This is a genomic window from Streptomyces sp. NPDC048566 (assembly GCF_043199735.1).
In the GTDB taxonomy this organism is placed as follows: Bacteria; Actinomycetota; Actinomycetes; order Streptomycetales; family Streptomycetaceae; genus Streptomyces.
In genome coordinates this window covers 1-13,084 of the sequence record NZ_JBICWL010000040.1, presented here as the reverse complement: position 1 = coordinate 13,084, position 13,084 = coordinate 1, and the positions used below count along the sequence as shown (strand labels likewise).

Annotated in this window: 12 protein-coding genes; 10 read left to right on the top strand and 2 right to left on the bottom strand. The window is 71.0% G+C overall.

The window, feature by feature from the left end; genetic code table 11:
• The first annotated feature begins 2 nt into the window (after positions 1–2).
• The 7 genes from nadC to ACGFS9_RS31650 all read left to right on the top strand — a co-directional run bounded on the left by nadC (position 3) and on the right by ACGFS9_RS31650 (position 4,883).
• On the top strand, positions 3–980 hold the full coding sequence (gene nadC, locus ACGFS9_RS31680; protein WP_393258172.1) for a carboxylating nicotinate-nucleotide diphosphorylase: 978 nt from the start codon (positions 3–5) through the stop codon (positions 978–980).
• 8 nt (positions 981–988) lie between these two features.
• Positions 989–1,786 carry a type III pantothenate kinase gene (locus tag ACGFS9_RS31675; RefSeq protein ID WP_393258169.1) on the top strand — a complete coding sequence of 266 codons (798 nt, stop codon included), beginning with the start codon at positions 989–991 and terminating at the stop codon, positions 1,784–1,786.
• Positions 1,787–2,248: 462 nt separating this feature from the next.
• Positions 2,249–2,854, top strand: a complete 606-nt coding sequence (locus tag ACGFS9_RS31670; protein ID WP_393258230.1) for a hypothetical protein — start codon at positions 2,249–2,251, stop codon at positions 2,852–2,854.
• 55 nt (positions 2,855–2,909) lie between these two features.
• Positions 2,910–3,095 (top strand): hypothetical protein, encoded by a 186-nt coding sequence (locus tag ACGFS9_RS31665; protein ID WP_393258166.1) that lies wholly within the window; start codon positions 2,910–2,912, stop codon positions 3,093–3,095.
• A gap of 208 nt (positions 3,096–3,303) precedes the next feature.
• Positions 3,304–3,729, top strand: a complete 426-nt coding sequence (locus ACGFS9_RS31660; RefSeq protein WP_393258227.1) for a BlaI/MecI/CopY family transcriptional regulator — start codon at positions 3,304–3,306, stop codon at positions 3,727–3,729.
• 9 nt (positions 3,730–3,738) lie between these two features.
• The gene (locus ACGFS9_RS31655) at positions 3,739–4,320 is read left to right on the top strand and encodes an amino-acid N-acetyltransferase (RefSeq protein ID WP_393258164.1); all 582 of its coding nucleotides are present in this window, start codon (positions 3,739–3,741) and stop codon (positions 4,318–4,320) included.
• A gap of 227 nt (positions 4,321–4,547) precedes the next feature.
• A complete protein-coding gene (locus ACGFS9_RS31650; RefSeq protein ID WP_081218632.1) occupies positions 4,548–4,883 on the top strand; it encodes an Lsr2 family protein in 336 nt (111 codons plus the stop codon).
• Here ACGFS9_RS31650 and ACGFS9_RS31645 read toward each other — a convergent pair.
• Positions 4,814–5,464, bottom strand: a complete 651-nt coding sequence (locus ACGFS9_RS31645; protein ID WP_393258162.1) for an SCO3374 family protein — start codon at positions 5,462–5,464, stop codon at positions 4,814–4,816. The two genes, ACGFS9_RS31650 and ACGFS9_RS31645, sit on opposite strands and share 70 nt — an antisense overlap.
• Before the next feature lie 441 nt (positions 5,465–5,905).
• On the opposite strand from ACGFS9_RS31645, the gene ACGFS9_RS31640 reads away from it, so the two are divergent.
• Both ACGFS9_RS31640 and ACGFS9_RS31635 read left to right on the top strand, forming a co-directional pair.
• Positions 5,906–8,431 carry an ATP-dependent Clp protease ATP-binding subunit gene (locus ACGFS9_RS31640; RefSeq protein ID WP_393258159.1) on the top strand — a complete coding sequence of 842 codons (2,526 nt, stop codon included), beginning with the start codon at positions 5,906–5,908 and terminating at the stop codon, positions 8,429–8,431.
• 1,219 nt (positions 8,432–9,650) lie between these two features.
• A complete protein-coding gene (locus tag ACGFS9_RS31635) occupies positions 9,651–10,394 on the top strand; it encodes a M23 family metallopeptidase (RefSeq protein WP_393258156.1) in 744 nt (247 codons plus the stop codon).
• Positions 10,395–10,465: 71 nt separating this feature from the next.
• Here the strand turns inward: ACGFS9_RS31635 and ACGFS9_RS31630 are convergent, their stop codons facing one another.
• Positions 10,466–11,125, bottom strand: a complete 660-nt coding sequence (locus tag ACGFS9_RS31630; RefSeq protein ID WP_393258153.1) for a TetR/AcrR family transcriptional regulator — start codon at positions 11,123–11,125, stop codon at positions 10,466–10,468.
• 172 nt (positions 11,126–11,297) lie between these two features.
• Here ACGFS9_RS31630 and ACGFS9_RS31625 point away from each other — a divergent pair, with 172 nt between their 5' ends.
• On the top strand, positions 11,298–12,923 hold the full coding sequence (locus ACGFS9_RS31625; RefSeq protein ID WP_393258150.1) for an MDR family MFS transporter: 1,626 nt from the start codon (positions 11,298–11,300) through the stop codon (positions 12,921–12,923).
• Positions 12,924–13,084 lie beyond the last annotated feature (161 nt).

Below are 13,084 nucleotides of genomic sequence, written 5' to 3'. Positions count from 1 at the left end.
AAGTGAGCACCCCCGACCTTCCCCTCGTCCAGAGCGGAGGCTGCGGCGACGGCTGCGGCTGCGGCGCCGAGACGGACGAGGAGTACCTGGAGTGCGGTCTCGACCCCGCGCTCGCCCAGCTCCTCGCCGACGCGGGCCTCGACCCGCTGGAGGTCGAGGACATCGCCAACGTGGCGATCCAGGAGGACCTCGACCACGGGGTGGACGTGACGACGGTCGCCACCATCCCCGAGGACGCGGTCTCCACCGGTGACTTCACCGCCCGGGACGCGGGCGTCGTCGCGGGCCTCCGGGTCGCCGAGGCGGTGCTCTCGGTGGTCTGCACGGACGAGTTCGAGGTCGAGCGGCACGTCGACGACGGCGACCGCGTCGAGGCCGGCCGGCGCCTGCTGAGCGTCACCACCCGCACCCGCGACCTGCTCACCGCCGAGCGCAGCGCGCTGAACATCCTGTGCCGGCTGTCCGGCATCGCGACCGCCACGCGCGCGTGGGCGGACGCGCTGGAGGGCACCGGGGCCCGCGTGCGCGACACCCGCAAGACGACGCCGGGCCTGCGCGCCCTGGAGAAGTTCGCCGTGCGCTGCGGCGGCGGGGTCAACCACCGCATGTCCCTCTCGGACGCCGCGCTCGTCAAGGACAACCACGTGGTCGCCGCGGGTGGTGTGGCGAAGGCCTTCGAGGCCGTCCGGGAGGCCTTCCCCGACGTGCCCATCGAGGTCGAGGTGGACACCCTGCACCAGCTGCGCGAGGTCGTGGACGCGGGCGCCGACCTGATCCTTCTGGACAACTTCACCCCCGCCGAGTGCGAGGAGGCGGTGGCCGTCGTCGGAGGTCGGGCGCTGCTGGAGGCGTCCGGCCGGCTCACCCTGGAGAACGCCGGGGCGTACGCGAAGACGGGCGTCGACTTCCTGGCCGTGGGCGCGCTCACGCACTCCGCGCCGATCCTGGACATCGGCCTCGACCTGCGAGCGGCGGAGTAGCCCCGGCCATGCTGCTGACCATCGACGTGGGCAACACCCACACCGTCCTCGGTCTCTTCGACGGGGAGGAGATCGTCGAGCACTGGCGCATCTCCACCGACTCGCGCCGCACCGCCGACGAGCTCGCCGTGCTGCTCCAGGGCCTGATGGGCATGCATCCGCTGCTCGGGGAGGAGCTCGGCGACGGCATCGACGGCATCGCGATCTGCGCGACCGTCCCGTCCGTCCTGCACGAGCTGCGCGAGGTGACCCGGCGCTACTACGGCGACGTGCCCGCCGTCCTCGTGGAACCGGGCGTCAAGACCGGCGTGCCGATCCTCACGGACAACCCCAAGGAGGTCGGCGCCGACCGGATCATCAACGCCGTCGCGGCCGTCGAGCTGTACGGGGGACCGGCGATCGTCGTCGACTTCGGCACGGCGACCACGTTCGACGCCGTGAGCGCCCGCGGCGAGTACGTCGGCGGGGTGATCGCCCCCGGTATCGAGATCTCCGTCGACGCGCTCGGCGTCCGGGGGGCGCAGCTGCGCAAGATCGAGGTGGCCCGGCCGCGCGCGGTGATCGGCAAGAACACCGTGGAGGCCATGCAGTCGGGCATCGTCTACGGGTTCGCCGGCCAGGTCGACGGCGTCGTGAACCGCATGGCCCGCGAACTGGCGGACGACCCCGAGGACGTCACCGTCATCGCCACCGGGGGCCTCGCCCCCATGGTGCTCGGCGAGTCCTCGGTGATCGACGAGCACGAGCCGTGGCTGACGCTCATCGGCCTGCGCCTGGTCTACGAGCGGAACGTCTCGCGCATGTGAGCCGCCGGCCGGCTCCGGCCGGCCGGGCTCCGGCCCGTGTCGACCCCTGCCGGCCCGGGCGCCCCACGCGAGTCCCGGCTCCGGGCCCTGACCGCTCCCGGGTCTCGGGTCCGGTGTCGGGCTGTGCGCCGGGCGCCGGTGCGGCTCGTGTGCCCTGCCGGTGCGGCGGGTCCGGTGCGCGGCCGGTGCGGGCCGCCGGCGCGATCTCCGGCTCCGGGCGACCGGCTCCGGGCCCGGACCGCTCCCGGGTCTCGGGTCCAGGTGTCGGGTTGTGCGCCGGGCGCCGGTGCGGCTCGTGTGCCTTGCCGGTACGGCCCCGGCGGTGGGCCGTACCGCCACCGCTGCGGTCGGCACTCCGGCGTCGCCGGGACAGGACGCGCCACAGCCTTTCCGCTATGCCTCTTTTGTCTGATTAGCGCGTATCGTCACCCCATGCCCACGCCCTACGGTTCCCACGGCGGCATGGCGTTCGGCGCACAGGAGCTGCGTGTGCTCCGCCGCGCTCTCGCCCTTGCCCTGCACCCCGCCTCCGCCACGGCCGAGGACGTCCAGGACTGCCTGCGCCTCGCCGAGTCCGTCGATGAGGCGTCCCGCGAGGCGGCCAGGCTGCGGGCCTTCCTGCTGGCGGACCTCGCCCGCTACCGTGCCGCCCTCCCGGGTGCCGCCGGCGGCTACCTCGACCTCCTGGAGGAGGTCCTGGCGACCGGCCACCGGCCGGACCCCGACGACCTCGCCGCGCTCCGCTCCCTGCGCGGCCATCCCGCCGCCGCGGCCCTCCTGGACCGCTGCCGGACCCTCGCCGAACAGGACGTACGGGCCCGCCTCGCCGCCCGCCAGGCCCCCGCGGCCCCCGTCGTCCCCGCCTCCCGCACCCGGCTGCTGGCACTGCCGGGTGGCCGCTCCGCGGGCGACGAGGGACGCAGCCCCGAGCCGGAACCGGGCTCGCGGCCCCCGGCCGGCACCCCGCGCCCGGACCGTCCGATCCCCACCCCGGGCGAGGTCTTCCCGCCCCGCCGCAAGCCCGGCACCGCCCCGGCGGACCCGCGGCACCGGCTCGCCGCGGGCTGACGCGGGCCGCCGACCCCGGGGGCCGGACGCGGTGCCCGCTGGCTACCCTGGAGGCATGGACTACGTCTCCGCGCTCGTGCCCCCCGTCGTGATGGCCGTCTTCTTCATCGGGCTCATCGTGACGATCGTGAAGACCCAGGGCGGCGCCAACAAGGGCAAGGAGGACGCCGCCGTGGACGCCGTCCTCGCCCGCGCGGAGAGCGCGCGCCAGGCGTCCGGCCCCTCGGACGCCGGCGCCTGACCACCGGCGCCCGGTAGCCGCGGAGCACCCGTGACGGGCGTTCCGCGGCTTTCCCGCGCCCCGGACCCCCGGTGCGCCCGCGCGGCGTACGGCTCGGACGTTTCACGCGGTTCCCGCGTTCTTCGAGTCGTACGCCCTTTTTGTCGCCCCTCTCCCACTATTGTTCTGGACTGTGCCTCGCCCCTTGGGAGAACTCGAAGACGCGGTCATGACGCGGGTGTGGAAGTGGAACCGCCCGGTGACCGTTCGGGAAGTCCTGGAAGACCTTCAACAGGAACGGTCCATCGCGTACACCACGGTCATGACCGTTCTGGACAATCTCCATCAGAAGGGCTGGGTGCGGCGCGAGGCGGAGGGCCGGGCCTATCGATATGAAGCCGTCTCCACGCGCGCCGCGTACTCGGCCGCGCTCATGAACGACGCCTGGTCGCAGAGCGACAACCCGGCGGCGGCTCTCGTCGCCTTCTTCGGCATGATGAGCGAGGAACAACGCGTCGCGCTCCGCGATGCCGTACGCATGGTGCAGGGGCCCTCGGAACCAGAACCGCCGGCACCCGAAGCGGCGGAAAGGGCGGCGGGCGCCGAACCCTCCGGGGAGAACCCCGCCGCCCACGAGGACGGCTCCGGGCGATAGCGTCCGCTCATGCCAGCAGAGCATCCCGCAGAGCATCCGGCAGAGGTTCCGGCGAACCTTCCGGCGCCGCATCCCGAAGCCGCGGCAAAAGCCCTCACCGTCCGTCGGGCCAGGACCGGTGACGTCGCCGCCGTCCGCGCACTCCTCGACGCGAACGTGCAGCGCCGCATCCTCCTCGACAAACCCACGGTGACCCTTTACGAGGACATCCAGGAGTTCTGGGTCGCGGAACGCGACGACAACGCCGAGGTCGTCGGCTGCGGCGCGCTGCACGTGATGTGGGAAGACCTCGCGGAAGTGCGCACGCTGGCCGTGGACCCGGCGGTCAAGGGCCTCGGAGTGGGGCACCGGCTGCTGGAGAAGCTCCTCCAGACCGCCCGCTGGCTCGGTGTCCGGCGGGTTTTCTGCCTGACCTTCGAAGTCGGCTTCTTCGCGAAGCACGGCTTCGTCGAGATCGGTGAGACGCCGGTCGACACCGAGGTCTACGCCGAGCTGCTGCGTTCCTATGACGAGGGCGTCGCGGAGTTCCTCGGTCTCGAACGGGTGAAACCGAACACCTTGGGCAACAGCCGGATGCTTCTGCATCTGTGATCGCCCCCGGATATTCCGGCCGGCCTCCTTGCCCGGTGCCCCTATGTCCGAAACGCGCATGTTTCCCGCGGGGCGGTGCCGCATGAGTCTCCGCCAGGGGTTTGTGTTTTTCCGGCAAAAGCGGTTTGCTTTCCGACGTACTGCAGTACTGCATATAACAGGGGACGGCGAAACGGCCGACGCCGCGGACCCTCCTCGCCCTGAAGTTATCGATGAAAGGAAATCCGGTGGCACAGAAGGTTCAGGTCCTTCTTGTCGACGACCTCGACGGTGGCGAGGCAGACGAGACCGTGACGTTCGCGCTGGACGGCAAGACGTACGAAATCGATCTCACGACCGCCAATGCGGACAAGCTCCGCGGCCTTCTCGAGCCTTACGTCAAGGGTGGCCGTCGTACCGGTGGCCGTGCTTCGGGCGGACGCGGAAAGGCGCGCGCCACTTCCGGCGGCAGCCAGGACACCGCGCAGATCCGCGCGTGGGCCAAGGAGAACGGCTACGAGGTCAATGACCGCGGCCGTGTTCCCGCGTCCATTCGCGAGAAGTACGAAGAGGTCAACGGCTGAGCGCTCACGCGCCCCAGCCGCAGCCGGTGACAGTGCGTCGCCATCGTCTGCACGACGCGTACGAGATCGGGGGCGCCCCCGACGCCCCCGGCGGCGGTCGCGCCGCCCGGTGCCGGCAGTGCCGGCAGCGCGGGTCCCAGCGCCCGGCCGGGCTCGGGGGGCCGCAGCCAGCGGGTGGCCCCCTGCGGGCCCTCCCGCGCCTCCCGCCGGCCCGGCCGCGTGCCCGGACCCGGCGGCGGGGGAGCCTCGACGCTCCCGCCCGCGCCGGTCGCCGTGAGGTCCAGCGCCAGGCCGCCCCACTCCAGCCAGTCGAGCAGCCCGGGCAGCTCCTCCGCGCTCCCCGCCGCCACCAGCAGCATCATCCGGTCTCCGTGCAGAACCACCGGGGACCCGGGTCCGAGGTGCCGCAGGGCGGCGAACCCCGCCTCGGCCGGTCCCTCCAGGACGTCGAAGAGGGCTCCGGTCACCAGGCCCGCCGGCGGGCCGGGCACGGTCGGCCAGCCCAGTTCGTTCTCGTACCACCGCCGCACCGGATCGACCGGGTCGCGCGGCCGGCGGGGAGGGGGAACGGTGGGAACCATGCAAGGAGCAACCGCCGCGGCGGCCCCGGAGTTACGCTGGGTCTCCCGCCGAGCGCACAGAGTTCCGGTGAAACGGGCGTGCGGAGGCGTTTCGCGGGGCGTGGGTGTTCGCCCGTAGCGGAGGGAACCGGTGCGCGCGGCATGGACCGTCCGTGCGTGCGGGTAAGACATCCCTAGTGGGAGGGGCGACACGCAGGACTTCGGCGTCTCACGTTCGCCATCGGCGTACAGGTGGCGAGGGTATCCGCTTGGCCTGCGGGAACATCGTCTCGCACCATCAGGTTGAGGCAGATGTCGGCGTTCGGGGTCAGGAGGCAGTGCTGGTTCTCGGTCCGGTGTCGGCAGTTGGAATGAGCGGTCCCCGCTTGCGGGACTAAGCTGCGGAAGGACAGGGAGGGGAGCGTCCCCTTACTGCCTGACCGCTCTGAGGAGCGATTAACGATGTTCGAGAGGTTCACCGACCGCGCGCGGCGGGTTGTCGTCCTGGCTCAGGAAGAAGCCCGGATGCTCAACCACAACTACATCGGCACCGAGCACATCCTCCTGGGCCTGATCCACGAGGGTGAGGGTGTCGCCGCTAAGGCCCTGGAGAGCCTCGGGATTTCGCTCGAGGCGGTCCGCCAGCAGGTGGAGGAGATCATCGGCCAGGGCCAGCAGGCCCCGTCCGGCCACATCCCCTTCACCCCCCGTGCCAAGAAGGTCCTGGAGCTGTCGCTCCGCGAGGCCCTTCAGCTGGGCCACAACTACATCGGCACGGAGCACATCCTGCTCGGCCTGATCCGCGAGGGCGAGGGCGTCGCCGCCCAGGTCCTGGTCAAGCTGGGCGCAGACCTCAACCGGGTGCGGCAGCAGGTGATCCAGCTGCTCTCCGGCTACCAGGGCAAGGAGACCGCCGCCGCCGGCGGTCCTGCCGAGGGCACCCCCTCCACGTCCCTGGTCCTCGACCAGTTCGGCCGGAACCTCACCCAGGCCGCTCGCGAGTCCAAGCTCGACCCGGTCATCGGGCGCGAGAAGGAGATCGAGCGGGTCATGCAGGTGCTGTCCCGCCGCACCAAGAACAACCCGGTGCTGATCGGTGAGCCCGGCGTCGGCAAGACCGCCGTCGTCGAGGGCCTCGCCCAGGCCATCGTCAAGGGCGAGGTGCCCGAGACCCTCAAGGACAAGCACCTCTACACCCTCGACCTCGGCGCGCTCGTTGCCGGCTCCCGCTACCGCGGTGACTTCGAGGAGCGCCTGAAGAAGGTGCTCAAGGAGATCCGCACCCGCGGCGACATCATCCTGTTCATCGACGAGCTGCACACGCTGGTCGGTGCGGGTGCCGCCGAGGGCGCCATCGACGCGGCCTCGATCCTGAAGCCGATGCTGGCCCGCGGTGAGCTCCAGACCATCGGCGCCACCACGCTGGACGAGTACCGCAAGCACCTCGAGAAGGACGCGGCGCTGGAGCGCCGCTTCCAGCCGATCCAGGTGGCGGAGCCGTCCCTGCCCCACACGATCGAGATCCTCAAGGGCCTGCGCGACCGGTACGAGGCCCACCACCGGGTCTCCATCACCGACGAGGCCCTGGTCCAGGCCGCGACGCTGGCCGACCGGTACATCTCGGACCGCTTCCTGCCCGACAAGGCGATCGACCTGATCGACGAGGCGGGCTCCCGGATGCGCATCCGCCGGATGACCGCGCCGCCGGACCTCCGCGAGTTCGACGAGAAGATCGCGGGCGTCCGCCGCGACAAGGAGTCGGCCATCGACTCCCAGGACTTCGAGAAGGCGGCTTCCCTCCGCGACAAGGAGAAGCAGCTGCTGGCGGCGAAGGCCAAGCGGGAGAAGGAGTGGAAGGCCGGCGACATGGACGTCGTCGCCGAGGTCGACGGCGAGCTGATCGCCGAGGTCCTCGCCACGGCCACCGGCATCCCGGTCTTCAAGCTGACCGAGGAGGAGTCCTCGCGTCTGCTGCGCATGGAGGACGAGCTGCACAAGCGGGTCATCGGCCAGAAGGACGCCATCAAGGCGCTCTCGCAGGCGATCCGCCGCACGCGGGCGGGTCTGAAGGACCCGAAGCGTCCCGGTGGTTCCTTCATCTTCGCCGGCCCCTCGGGTGTCGGTAAGACGGAGCTGTCGAAGACCCTCGCGGAGTTCCTGTTCGGTGACGAGGACGCGCTGATCTCCCTCGACATGTCGGAGTTCAGCGAGAAGCACACGGTCTCGCGCCTCTTCGGTTCGCCCCCCGGCTACGTGGGCTACGAAGAGGGCGGCCAGCTGACCGAGAAGGTCCGCCGCAAGCCGTTCTCCGTCGTCCTCTTCGACGAGGTCGAGAAGGCCCACCCGGACATCTTCAACTCGCTGCTGCAGATCCTGGAGGACGGTCGGCTGACCGACTCCCAGGGCCGGGTCGTGGACTTCAAGAACACGGTCATCATCATGACGACCAACCTCGGCACCCGGGACATCTCCAAGGGCTTCAACCTCGGCTTCGCGGCCGTGGGCGACGTCAAGACCAACTACGACCGGATGAAGGCCAAGGTCAACGAGGAGCTGAAGCAGCACTTCCGCCCCGAGTTCCTGAACCGTGTCGACGACACGGTGGTCTTCCACCAGCTCACCGAGGAAGACATCATCCAGATCGTCGACCTCATGATCGCCAAGGTGGACGAGCGGCTGAAGGACCGGGACATGGGCATCGAGCTCAGCCCGACCGCCAAGTCGCTCCTCGCGAAGAAGGGCTACGACCCCGTGCTGGGCGCCCGGCCGCTGCGCCGGACCATCCAGCGCGAGATCGAGGACGTCCTCTCGGAGAAGATCCTCTTCGGCGAGCTCCGTCCCGGCCACATCGTGGTCGTCGACACGGAGGGCGAGGGCGACAGCAAGACCTTCACCTTCCGCGGCGAGGAGAAGTCGGCGCTGCCCGACGTCCCGCCGATCGAGCAGGCGGCCGGCGGCGCCGGTCCCAACCTGAGCAAGGAGGCGTAACCTCCGGGTTCGCCTGACAGGGGCTGCCCCGGGACCACGGTCCCGGGGCAGCCCCTTTCGCATGCCCGGGCACCGGCGGCACCGGGGAGCGGGGACCCGCTCTCTCCAGCGGCCACGACGCCGCCGCGCGGTGCCGGCCCGGGGCGGCGACCTCGTGCGTTCGGAGGACGGTCCCCGGAGCACGGGCGCCCCGGGGGCGGCACCGGTACGCCGTCCGAGCCCCGGTTGCGTGCCCGCGGTGGGTGCATGTCGCGGCAGGGCGTCCGCCCCGTGGGGTGTGGGTGCCGCGGGTGCGCGGCCTCCGCGAAGAGAGCCGCCGTCGGGCGGGCGTCCGGGCTGCACGGCGGGCACGGTCGGCGCCGCGTCCGAGCCGGCCGCCGCGGTCGATCCGCACCGTCGCGCCGGGCCGATGGGCCGGTCCGATGGGCCGGGGCGGGGGAGCCATGAGCCGGTGCCGGTGCCGGTGCCGGTGCCGATTGGCCTGGTGAGCCGGTGAGCCGGTGAGCAGGTGAGCCGGGTGTGTCGGTGAGCCGGTATGACCGTGGCCGCCGTGTCCCGTGTCCCGTGTCCCCGTTTCCCCTCCGTTCCCCTCCGTTCCCCTCCGTTCGGTCACGGTGGGCCTCCCGCCCCGTACTCCCCGTCGCGCGGCGCGCGCCGCGCGCACCGCGCCGCGTCCGGCCGGGTGGCGCTCGGACGGTCGCGGAGCCGATCCGGAGCGTCGCCGCGCGTCAGCGCGGGAGCCCCCGCGGGTGGCGTGGCGCACATCCCCAAGTGCCGTGAAAACAGGGGCCGGAGGGTAGCCCGGGTCACATTTCGAGGGGGGTGCGCGGGGCGCCCCGGTGACATGACGCACAGGCGGTTTGTCCGGTACTAGGGCGAATAGTGGCCGGGCGGAAAAGGGCAAAAACGGACATTAAACCCGAGAGGGTGGGCGTGTGTCCCGGCCCTGCGGGTCGACGGGTCGAGGGCCCGTCCGGCCAGGGATGCCGGGGCTCGGCACGGGTCGCGGCCTCGTTTCGCGGGTCATATCGGGGGATCGCGTCCCGGATGTCCGAGGTGTCAAGGTTCATCAGGTTTAGGGGTGAACTACTAGTTTGCCTCGTAGAAGGGTGGTTTGGGCGTCTCCGGGGGTGCGGGTTACCAAGGTATGGCCCACCCGGTCGCCGGACATCGCGCCGGGTGGTCGCATCGCCCCCGTCCCCGTCATCGCGAGGTATTCATGTCGAAGCGCGTCACGTCCCGCACGTCCCTCACGTCCCTGGTCCGCAATCGGGCGGCCGTCGTGGCCGTCGGCTTGAGCGCCACGGTCGCACTGGGCGCCGGGGTCGCGAACGCCGCCGAGGCCGGCCTCGGTACCAGTGGAACCGTCACCGCCGCGAACGCCGTGCAGACGCAGGCCGCCGCGCAGGCCAAGGCCGCGGCGGCGAAGAAGGCCGCGGCCGCCACCAAGGCGGCGGCGGCGAAGAAGGCCGCGGCCGCCACCAAGGCGGCGGCGGCGAAGAAGGCCGCCGCGACGGCCAAGCAGGCCGCCGCCAAGAAGGCCGCGTCCTGGGTCGACCCGGTCAAGAAGTACAAGCTGTCCGCGACCTTCAACCAGGCCGGCGGCATGTGGTCGCACAAGCACTCCGGCCAGGACTACGCGGTGCCGCTGGGCACCGACGTCGTGGCCGCGCACGGCGGCACCGTCGTCAAGGCCGGCGGCAACGGCGCCGGCGACGGCCCGGCGTACGGCAACGCCATCGTCATCAAGCACGGCAACGGCACGTACTCCCAGTACGCCCACCTGTCGCGCATCGACGTGAAGATAGGCCAGGTCGTCAAGACCGGCCAGCACATCGCGAAGTCCGGCAACACCGGCAACTCCAGCGGTCCGCACCTTCACTTCGAGATCCGCAAGACCCCGAACTACGGCTCGGCCATCGACCCGGTCGCCTTCCTGCACAGCAAGGGCGTCAAGGTCTGAGTCGTCCCGTGCCGGTGATCCGGCGCGGCACCCCCCCCGTGGAGGGGGGCGGAACGAGGCGGAGCCCGGCGTCAGGAAGCGGCGTCGCGCGGCTCCGCCTCCGCGGTGCCGGGGCCATCCTGGCCCGGGCCCGCGTGCTCCGCGGACGAGCCCCCGTGGGCCTGCGTCACCAGATCGATCGCGACCTCCAGGACCGCCTTGCGCTTGTCCTCGGGGTCGCCTTCCACGTCCTTGAGCACGAACATCCCGGCGTGCATCGTGAAGAGCGCGCTGATGCACCGGACCTGCTCGGTCAACGGCGCCCCGGGCTCCTTGATGATCTCCAGCATGCTCATCATCCGGTCCTTGAACGTCTCGCCGACGCTCAGTTCGCGCACCGTCGCCTGGTTCTCCTGCATGAAGCGGAAGAGCGGGGAGGCGCCGCCGAGCGCGTCGCTGTAGCGGCGCAGCACCTCCTGCTTGGTCTCCAGGGTGTGCGGCTGCTCCGTGCCCCACTCGATCAGTTCGTCGAGGGGCCGCGTCAGATCCTCGAAGAGGCTGATGAGGATCTCTTCCTTGGTCTTGAAGTGGTAGTAGAGCGCGGCCTTCGTGACGTCGAGCCGTTCGGCGATCTCGCGCAGCGAGGTCTTCTCGTACCCGTGCTCGGAGAACAGCTCCAGGGCGACGTCCTGGATGCGCTGCCGGGTGTCGCCCCGGCGCTGCCGCTTGGTGCCGTCCATCGTGCCGCCCATCCTCGTGCTTCTCGCGTTCCCTGGGAACCTACCGGTGACCCCGCCGGCAAAACTACTTAAACTTACTTGACGCCCGGCTAGTTACGGGTCTACCTTCCTCAGTGTAGTCAGCTTGCCGGTCGGCAAGTAAGTAGCCGGACGGCAAGCAGCCGCAGCCAGGGGAGTGGACACGATGGCGGACAGTACACAGGCGGCCGTGGCGGCCGCGGGAGCCGGGGGACAGGCCGAGGGCCGACCCGCGGCCAAGGACGGCGGGAAGCCGCGCAGCGTGCGCGTCGTCCTGCTGGCCCTCATGATCGCGATGCTGCTCGCGATGCTGGACAACATGATCGTGGGCACCGCGATGCCGACGATCGTCGGTGAGCTGGGCGGCCTGGAACACCTGTCCTGGGTGGTCACCGCGTACACGCTCGCCACCGCGGCCTCCACCCCGATCTGGGGCAAGCTCGGCGACATGTACGGGCGCAAGGGCGCCTTCATGACCTCGATCGTGATCTTCCTGATCGGTTCCGCGCTCAGCGGCATGGCCCAGGACATGGGGCAGCTCATCGGCTTCCGCGCCATCCAGGGCCTCGGCGCCGGCGGTCTGATGGTCGGTGTCATGGCCATCATCGGCGACCTGATCCCGCCCCGGGAGCGCGGCAAGTACCAGGGCATGATGGCCGGTGTGATGGCGTTCGCCATGATCCTCGGCCCGCTGGTCGGCGGCTCCATCACCGACCACTGGGGCTGGCGCTGGTCCTTCTACATCAACCTGCCGCTCGGCATCGTCGCGCTCCTCGCGGTCAGCGCGGTGCTGCACCTGCCGCGCAAGCGCGTCCAGGCGAAGATCGACTACCTGGGTGCGGGCCTGCTGGCCCTCGGCATCTCGTCCATCGTGCTGGTGACCACCTGGGGCGGCACCGAGTACGCCTGGGGCTCCGCCCGGATCATGGAGCTGATCGGCATCGGCGTCGCCGCCCTCGTCGGCTTCGTCTACTGGCAGACCAAGGCCGCCGCGCCGGTCATCCCGCTGCACATCTTCCGCAGCGGCAACTTCACGCTGATGTCGATCATCGGCTTCATCACCGGCTTCGTGATGTTCGGCGCCGTGCTCTTCCTGCCGCTGTACCAGCAGTCGGTGCAGGGCGCGTCCGCCACCAACTCCGGCCTGCTGCTCCTGCCGATGCTCGGCGCGATGCTCGCCGTGTCGATGGTCGCCGGCCGGGTCACGACCAACACCGGCCGCTACAAGGTCTTCCCGCTCGCCGGCAGCGTGCTGATGATCGTCGGCCTCTTCCTGCTCTCGCAGATGGACACCGGGACGACGCGCCTCACCTCGGGCCTGTACATGGCCGTGCTCGGCGCCGGCATGGGCTGCCTGATGCAGATCACGATGCTCGTCGCGCAGAACAGCGTCGAGATGAGGGACATGGGCGTGGCCTCCTCCTCCACCACCCTGTTCCGCACCCTCGGCTCCTCGTTCGGTGTCGCCATCATGGGCGCGCTGTTCAACCACCGGGTGCAGGACGTCATGTCCGAGCGGGCCGGTGCCATCGGGGCCAAGCTGACCGAGAAGTCGGCCCAGCTCGACGCGGCCAGCCTGGCGAAGCTGCCGGCTCCGGCGCGGGAGGCGTACCAGCACGCGGTGTCCTCCGGCACGCACTCCGCGTTCCTGCTCGGCTCGGTGATCGCGGTGGTCGCCCTGATCGCCGCGGTCTTCGTGAAGGAGGTCCCGCTGAAGGGCGCGGGCGCTCCCCAGCCCGGCGCGGAGAAGGCCCCCGACGCGGCGCCGGCCCCGCTGGCGGAGCCGGTCTGATCCGACCCCACCGGTCCCCGGCCGCCCCACACGGGGACCGCTGCGACCCGAAGGCCCCCGGCGCTGTCCTTGGGTTCTAACGGTCCTCGCAACACCCGCGATCTGTGGGAGTTGCGAGGACCGTGGCCGTTGAACGCGATGATCTTGCGGGGGTGCGGGAG

What these genes read in the sequence shown, in the direction of transcription:
- ACGFS9_RS31665 (WP_393258166.1), top strand. Translation starts at nt 2,910, where the DNA reads ATGGACTACGTCTCCGCGCTCGTGCCCCCCGTCGTGATGGCCGTCTTC.
- ACGFS9_RS31660 (WP_393258227.1), top strand. Translation starts at nt 3,304, where the DNA reads ATGACGCGGGTGTGGAAGTGGAACCGCCCGGTGACCGTTCGGGAAGTC.
- ACGFS9_RS31670 (WP_393258230.1), top strand. Translation starts at nt 2,249, where the DNA reads ATGGCGTTCGGCGCACAGGAGCTGCGTGTGCTCCGCCGCGCTCTCGCC.
- ACGFS9_RS31635 (WP_393258156.1), top strand. Translation starts at nt 9,651, where the DNA reads ATGTCGAAGCGCGTCACGTCCCGCACGTCCCTCACGTCCCTGGTCCGC.
- ACGFS9_RS31640 (WP_393258159.1), top strand. Translation starts at nt 5,906, where the DNA reads ATGTTCGAGAGGTTCACCGACCGCGCGCGGCGGGTTGTCGTCCTGGCT.
- ACGFS9_RS31675 (WP_393258169.1), top strand. Translation starts at nt 989, where the DNA reads ATGCTGCTGACCATCGACGTGGGCAACACCCACACCGTCCTCGGTCTC.
- ACGFS9_RS31625 (WP_393258150.1), top strand. Translation starts at nt 11,298, where the DNA reads ATGGCGGACAGTACACAGGCGGCCGTGGCGGCCGCGGGAGCCGGGGGA.
- ACGFS9_RS31630 (WP_393258153.1), bottom strand. Translation starts at nt 11,125, where the DNA reads ATGGGCGGCACGATGGACGGCACCAAGCGGCAGCGCCGGGGCGACACC.
- ACGFS9_RS31645 (WP_393258162.1), bottom strand. Translation starts at nt 5,464, where the DNA reads ATGGTTCCCACCGTTCCCCCTCCCCGCCGGCCGCGCGACCCGGTCGAT.
- ACGFS9_RS31655 (WP_393258164.1), top strand. Translation starts at nt 3,739, where the DNA reads ATGCCAGCAGAGCATCCCGCAGAGCATCCGGCAGAGGTTCCGGCGAAC.